We start from the raw sequence: 6,001 nt of genomic DNA, 5'->3' as shown, positions 1-6,001 counted from the left end.
GGCGGGAGCGGCGCGCCCGCATGGCCGGACGGGTGCCCGTGAACGTCCTGCCGCCGGGCATGCCGACGGCGAAGCAGCGCAAGGCGAAGCCCCGGAAGCCGCCGAAACCGGCTTACGTCAGGAAGCGGCCCCCCAAGCCGACCGCGGAGGAGAAGCGGGAGCGGGACGCGCGGATAACGGCCCATGTGCTCCGGGCGAGGGAGGAGCGTCTGAACCGGCTCGTCAAACCATCGGACTACCGGGACGCGAAGGACCCTCCCGTGGCCAAGGCCGTGACGCTCGAGCTCCGGCGCGCCGGCCGGCCGCTCATGCCCAAACGGCTGATCGACACCGGCAGGGTGCCGTTCGCGACGAACCGGCCGTACCGCGACCTTCCCGTCGCTCTGGCCGGCTCCCGAATCTTTCAAACCGAAAGCGGGTCTTGCTGGTTCGACTACGAACCGGCTCCCGCCAGACGCATCGCCGTGAAGCCTCCCGACACCATCACCATCTTCCGGCGCGAGTTCGCCGACCTGCTGTGGGAGCGGGCGCTCGCCGCCCTCCGGAAGGGCCCGATGCGGCGTGCGGCGATCTCAGCCTTGCTTCAACCGGAGATCGCTGACCTCAATCCAGATTGGCTGGCGCAGCGGCTGAAGCGCGAAGCCAAGGCGAAGACGATCCGGGCGCGTCCCGGAGGCTGGGCGCTGCCCGGCTAGGCCACGCCGTCGGCCGCGGGTCCGTTCCGCCCCCCGACCACCAGATGCAGAGCGTGCTCGCGGGTGCCCGGCGCCGCGACTGCGTTCGCGGCGGCCTTGTCGAGCTCCGCCTTCGCCAGCCGGGCGCGCGCGCTGCGGCGACGCAGATGCTTGTTGATGCTGGTCCCCTTGACGCCGAGGTACCTCTTGGTCGTCTCGATGTCGACGTGGCCGAGGAAGGCGCGTGCCGCCTCGATATCCGAGCCCTCCTCGTCGTAGACGCGCCGTCCGGCGGTCCGGCGCAGGTCGTGTACGACGAGATCGTCGATGTGGGCCGCATCGCACGCCTTGCGGAAGCGGTCGATGAGCAGCCGGGGGCTGACGGGAACGAGGTCGCCCGCGTGCCGGGTTTTGCCACTGAGGGTGTTGTCCTTCAGGAGCCGCAGCATGAAAACCCGGTCGTCGGAGGTCACGCCTACGCCCTCGGCCTCGTGCATCGCCAGGCGCCGGTAGAGGATCGCCATGGCTTCTTCCGTCAGATCGACGGTATGCCAGACGGGGTCGCGCAGGTTCGTCTTGAGCTTGAACGTCACTTCGCAGAGCGCCCAGTCGATCTGGCTCCAGGTGAGAGTGCAGAGCGCCTCCTCGCGCATTCCGGTTTCGAGGTCGAACAGGACCATGTCGGCGAGATCGCGATCCATCACCTTCTCCAGACGCCGCTGTTCTTCGAATTTCAGCTTGCGGTGGCGGACCCCCTCCTTCTCGCGGTCGCTGTCGCCGGGATGGCGGGGCTCGCGGCGGAGATTGAACGTCGTCTCCCGCTTGATCTCTGCGTGGTGGATGATGCGGGGGATGAGGTCGCTATAGTCGTTGATCCGCTTCGCCCCGTAGGCACCCGGGTCCTTGAGCGGACGACCCCGGTTGCCGATCCCGGGCGGCCGGATCCCGTCGCGCAGCCTGGTCCGGATGTCGATCCGGTCCTTCGAGGTGATCGTGCTGCACATGCGCTCGGGTCCGACCATCAGGACGATGCGCTCCATGTCGGCATCGAGCTGCTCGGACTTCTTGGTGTGTCTGCCGACGTCGTTCCAGTACAGTTCGGCGGCCTCGCTGAAGGTGAGATCGCCTTTCAGCAAGACCGGCGGGCGTGCGGCGCGCGCGGCCAGCACCTCGGCCCGGTGCTCGCGGGCGATCTTCTCGGCCGCGCGCCGGTTCCGCGTGTACGTGTTCTTCGAATGCGTCTTGCCGTCGACGTCGAAGCAGGTCCACCAGAACGGGCTTTTGGTCGGCTTGTACACCCAGGACGGCCGCTTCCGGGCCTGCCCGGACCTCTTCGCCCCACCGGCCTTGGCTTCCTTCTGCTCTCTCGTCGTCATGGACACCTCTCGCATGCCTTTCCGTGCCGCAGGGGGCTCCTAAGCCTTGCCCGACCGCCGCGCCGCCTTCCGCCTTGCCCTGCCTTCCAGAAAATCGCTGCCTTCGAGCCGGCGGGTCCTGACGATCTGTTCGGCCCGCCCGGACCCGGGTTCCACCTTCCGGAATGCGCTCTCGTAGAAGGCGAGCACATCCTCCAAGGCGAACTCCCGTCTCACCCTGAGGCGGCCCAAACCGGTCGCGCGGAACCCGATATTACCCGACCTCACGTGGCGACGCAACGATTTCAGATTTATATTCAATAGCTTAGCCGTGGAGGCAAAATCGAGGGTCGCGCGACCCTCGAATCCACGCCTGATAACGTCGGCGAGCGAACCTTCGAATCCTTGAGATTTCATCGGTTCCTCCTGCGGCTGAAATCAGATCGAATCCTTRGTGACGGGGATGCCCGCGGGGCCTCCGGCACGCTGCGCCTTGGCTCGCCTATTCGAGTCCTTGGGGACGGCGCCGGCGCGCCCGCCAATAGGGGGCTGTGCGCCTCGGATCAGGAGCGATCGGAGTAGCGGTCGTAGGCGTCGAGACGGCGCGCTTCGACTTCAAGATCGTCCCGCCGGTAGATCTCGCGGCGGAGGAAGTCGCGCTCCGCCTCGAGGGCTCCGTCAGACACGTCGACGAACCACGCCCGCGGCCGGCCTTGCTCCCCCGGGTCCCAGCGGTAACCCCGGCGCTTCAAGGACTCGCGCAGTTCGAACGGTGCGCCGAGAGCGTGGACGCGCCAGCGGGGAGCCCGAGCGGATTCCAGGAGGACCGCGAGCGCGGACCGGCCGCTGCGCGGCAGCCGACGGGACAAAAGCTCGATGCCGGCGAGGCAATCGTCGACGGCGCGGTGGCCGCTATGGAAGAAGCCGCAGGCGGCGGCGAGATGCGCGAGCTTCGTTCCCTCGACGAAGCCTTCCTCCCGCCACGGGATCTCCGTCCAGGAGCACGCCCACGGCAGCCTCGCGAATGCAGGACAGAACCTCTCGGCGAAGCGCCGGTCGAAGGAACTGTGGTGGGCGACCACCAGCGCCACCGCGCCGCCCAGGAACGCCTCGATCTCGGCAGGATCGATCGCGGTGCCCGCCACCATGGCGTCGGTGATCCCGGTCAGGTCGGAGACTTCAGGCGGGATCGGACGCGCGGGATCGCGGAAGCGGGCGAAGGATTCGTGGACCGCGAAGATGCGGCCGTCGTCGGCGTAGTCGAACGGGACGATGGCCATCTCGACGATCTCGTCGCGCATTGGGTTCAGCCCGGTGGTTTCGAGGTCGAGGAAGACGGCGCGGCGGGTCGGGGTCCCGTCGGGGACGTGATAGGCGGTGCGCGGCTCGAGGCGGCGGAGCACCCGGTACCCCCCGTCAGCTTCCAGCAGCGCCGCTATCCGCTCCAACCCGCACGCTTCCATCACCACCGCTCCTCCGCTGATTATTCCTCGCTCCCCCAGTGCGGCACGGGTCGCTACGGCAGCCAAACCGCACGCGAAGGATCGCGCGGCGCCCAGCCGCCGGTCGTGTGCGCGCCCGCCAACACCTTCGCGGCGATCGAGGCCGAAGCGAACGAGATCGCCACGGCGAGCCTGCGGCGGTCTCGGACGCCGGGGATCGTCGACAGCACGCCGGCGGCGAACAGTTCGTCGCGGCGCGAGCGCGTGAGGGTGCAGACGCTGTCGTTCGTAGTCGTGCGGACTTCCGATCCCGAACTCACGACGAACTTGTCGCCCGCCCAATAGCCGCGCGCCCACAGGCCGCCGTACCTCAATTCGTATTCCTCCGAGCCGGCCGGCACCGTGGCGACGCCGATCGCCATCGGGCCGGAATCGGCAGCATCGGCGTTCGCCTCCGGGACGGCCTCTTCGGGCTGCGACGGCACGGAAGGCTGCCCGACCTGGTGGAAGATCCGGCAACCGGCATCGTGCAGAAGCCTGATCGCATCTGCGACGATCCGGTCGTGTGTGACGCGCTCGGCGTCGGTCAAGTCCGGCGACGGCGGGTTCGCGCCCTTCCAGACCGTGACCGCGCCGACCTCTAGGGCGCGGCGGGTCAGACGGTACTGCAGGTCCACGCCGAGCAGCTTGTCGAACGCCGAGCCCTCGCAGCCGCACACCACGAACGCATCGCGCGCGAAACTTTTGGCGGGATCTGCAGCGTGCTCGGACAGACGGCGGGACGGCCTGCGGCTCTCGCCGAAATAGGCGATACCGAAGTCGGTCATCACGTACGCGCCCGGCGTCGACAGCAGTCCCGCGGCCGCGACGCGGGGCAAATCCGTCATCGGGAACGCGTGCACCACGGCGCGCGTAGCGCGATCAGAAACGAGGCGGTAGCCGGAGATGCCACCATACGGGCGGTGGACGAGCGTGGTGGAAGGGCGGTCGTGCGGGGTGTCCGTGGTCATTGTGCGCTCCGTCGTTCGAGGAAGGTTTCGGCCGGTTCTGTCGCTCGCGTCGAGGCCCGCCCGCGCGGTCGGATCATTCCGAGGTGCGGCCGGAAGCGCGATTCTCCGCGAACAGGCGGCGGATCTCTTCGCCCCCAAGATGCCGCCGGTCGGCCAACACGCGCGCGACGGCGTCCAGCGCCCGCCGTTCCAGACGGAGGATCTTGACCGCACGGTCGTGAAGCCGCACGAGGTCGGCCTCGACCGTCGCCCGCAGCCGTGCGTCGACGCGCAGCATGTCGGCGGCCGCCTTTTCGTCGCCTAGGTAGACGAGACCGCTTCCCAGCCCCTCAGAGTAATGCAGCGCGGCGATCGCGCGGGAGGCCATTGCGAGGTCGCTGGTCCTGTCGCCGCCGCTGTTGGCCGAACAATCGCCGTCGAACAGCACCGCCTCGGCGGCGCGGCCGCCGAGCTGCGCGGTCACACGGTTTTCGATAATTGCACGCGTCTCGACGCCGTCGCGCCGCCGCATGACCGTGCGGCCGAACGCGTCGGCGGTCCCGACCACATCGGCGGCCACGACCTCGTCCACCGCGAGCGCGAGCCCGACCACCACGTGGCCGGCCTCGTGTCCGCAGACGCGCCGGAGCGTCGCCGGGTCGATGTCGGCCCGCGGCGCCAGCGCCTCGACCAGGTCGTCGTAGACGAGGGAACGGCCGGACTGCCTGGCCGCGCGCCGCGCCTCCCTGACGGCAGCCGCGATTTCGGCCGGGCTTCGACCGAGACCGAGTTGGCCGATGCAGGAGAGATCGGCGTTGGCGAGTTCGCCGTCGAGGTGGTGGCGCGCGATGGAGGTCAGCCCCTCCGGGCCGGGCGCGAGGAAGCGGATGGTGCGGCCGAGCCTGCCCGGCCGGATCAGTGCGGGGTCGATGCGATGCTCGTAATTTGTAGCCGCCCAGACGCACACGCCGGCGCGTTCGCGGGAAACCGCTGAATCCAGGAGCGTCAAGAACTCTGTTACGACGGGGGTCCACCACGAAGAGCTGCGCCCATCAAGAGATGCACGCATAGGTAACGCATCGATTTCGTCCCATAGCAGGGCGCACGGCGCACTCGCCTCGGCGCGCGCGAAGGTTTCCCTTATCGCCTTGATGACGGAATCGAGATACCCGGCTGACGACGCGAAGGTCTCGGCGATGGAGCTGGCGATCAGCGGGATGCCGAGGTGCGACGCCAAAACGCGGGCGAAGAAAGTCTTCCCGAGACCGGACTCGCCGACGAACAGCGCATTCGCCCCGGCGCCCCCGACGTCGTGCCACGCGAGCCGCCCGGCCTGCCATTCGGAAAAATCGAACCCMAGCGAAAGTCCCCATGCGCGAGCCGGTCCGTATTCGATGGCATCGACCAGGCGCGGCAGACGGTCGTCGCGGGGCGTAGACATGCGCCGTCCCGCCAGCCGCAGCCGCTCGACGATCTCCGATGCGCTCGAGCCCGCGCGGAAGGCCGAGACCAAATCGTGAAAGTCGAGCGAGCCGAGTCCT

The 6,001-nt window shown here is 68.7% G+C and carries 6 protein-coding genes; 1 reads left to right on the top strand and 5 read right to left on the bottom strand.

What is annotated here, in order from left to right; genetic code table 11:
* Nucleotides 1–695 (top strand): hypothetical protein (locus AC1D00_RS22945; RefSeq protein WP_477012220.1); only part of this gene is annotated, 695 nt, incomplete at its 5' end.
* Here AC1D00_RS22945 and AC1D00_RS22940 read toward each other — a convergent pair.
* From AC1D00_RS22940 to AC1D00_RS22920, 5 genes are all read right to left on the bottom strand, one after another.
* A complete protein-coding gene (locus tag AC1D00_RS22940; protein WP_477012219.1) occupies nt 692–1,972 on the bottom strand; it encodes a site-specific integrase in 1,281 nt (426 codons plus the stop codon). The genes AC1D00_RS22945 and AC1D00_RS22940 overlap by 4 nt on opposite strands.
* Before the next feature lie 117 nt (nt 1,973–2,089).
* Nucleotides 2,090–2,446 (bottom strand): hypothetical protein, encoded by a 357-nt coding sequence (locus tag AC1D00_RS22935; RefSeq protein WP_477012218.1) that lies wholly within the window; start codon nt 2,444–2,446, stop codon nt 2,090–2,092.
* Between the two features lie 146 nt (nt 2,447–2,592).
* Nucleotides 2,593–3,492, bottom strand: a complete 900-nt coding sequence (locus AC1D00_RS22930) for a 3'-5' exonuclease (RefSeq protein ID WP_477012221.1) — start codon at nt 3,490–3,492, stop codon at nt 2,593–2,595.
* A 53-nt stretch (nt 3,493–3,545) separates the two neighbouring features.
* The gene (locus AC1D00_RS22925; RefSeq protein ID WP_477012217.1) at nt 3,546–4,481 is read right to left on the bottom strand and encodes a GIY-YIG nuclease family protein; all 936 of its coding nucleotides are present in this window, start codon (nt 4,479–4,481) and stop codon (nt 3,546–3,548) included.
* 73 nt (nt 4,482–4,554) lie between these two features.
* Nucleotides 4,555–6,001 (bottom strand): AAA family ATPase (locus AC1D00_RS22920; RefSeq protein WP_477012216.1); only part of this gene is annotated, 1,447 nt, incomplete at its 5' end.

The organism is Bradyrhizobium sp. P2_E8, assembly GCF_056403875.1.
Note: the sequence above shows the minus strand (reverse complement) of the source record. Positions and strands in the feature narration are given on the sequence as shown.

Excerpts from the sequence above, each read along its gene's own strand:
- AC1D00_RS22925 (WP_477012217.1), bottom strand. The coding sequence starts at position 4,481 with ATGACCACGGACACCCCGCACGACCGCCCTTCCACCACGCTCGTCCAC.
- AC1D00_RS22930 (WP_477012221.1), bottom strand. The coding sequence starts at position 3,492 with ATGGAAGCGTGCGGGTTGGAGCGGATAGCGGCGCTGCTGGAAGCTGAC.
- AC1D00_RS22935 (WP_477012218.1), bottom strand. The coding sequence starts at position 2,446 with ATGAAATCTCAAGGATTCGAAGGTTCGCTCGCCGACGTTATCAGGCGT.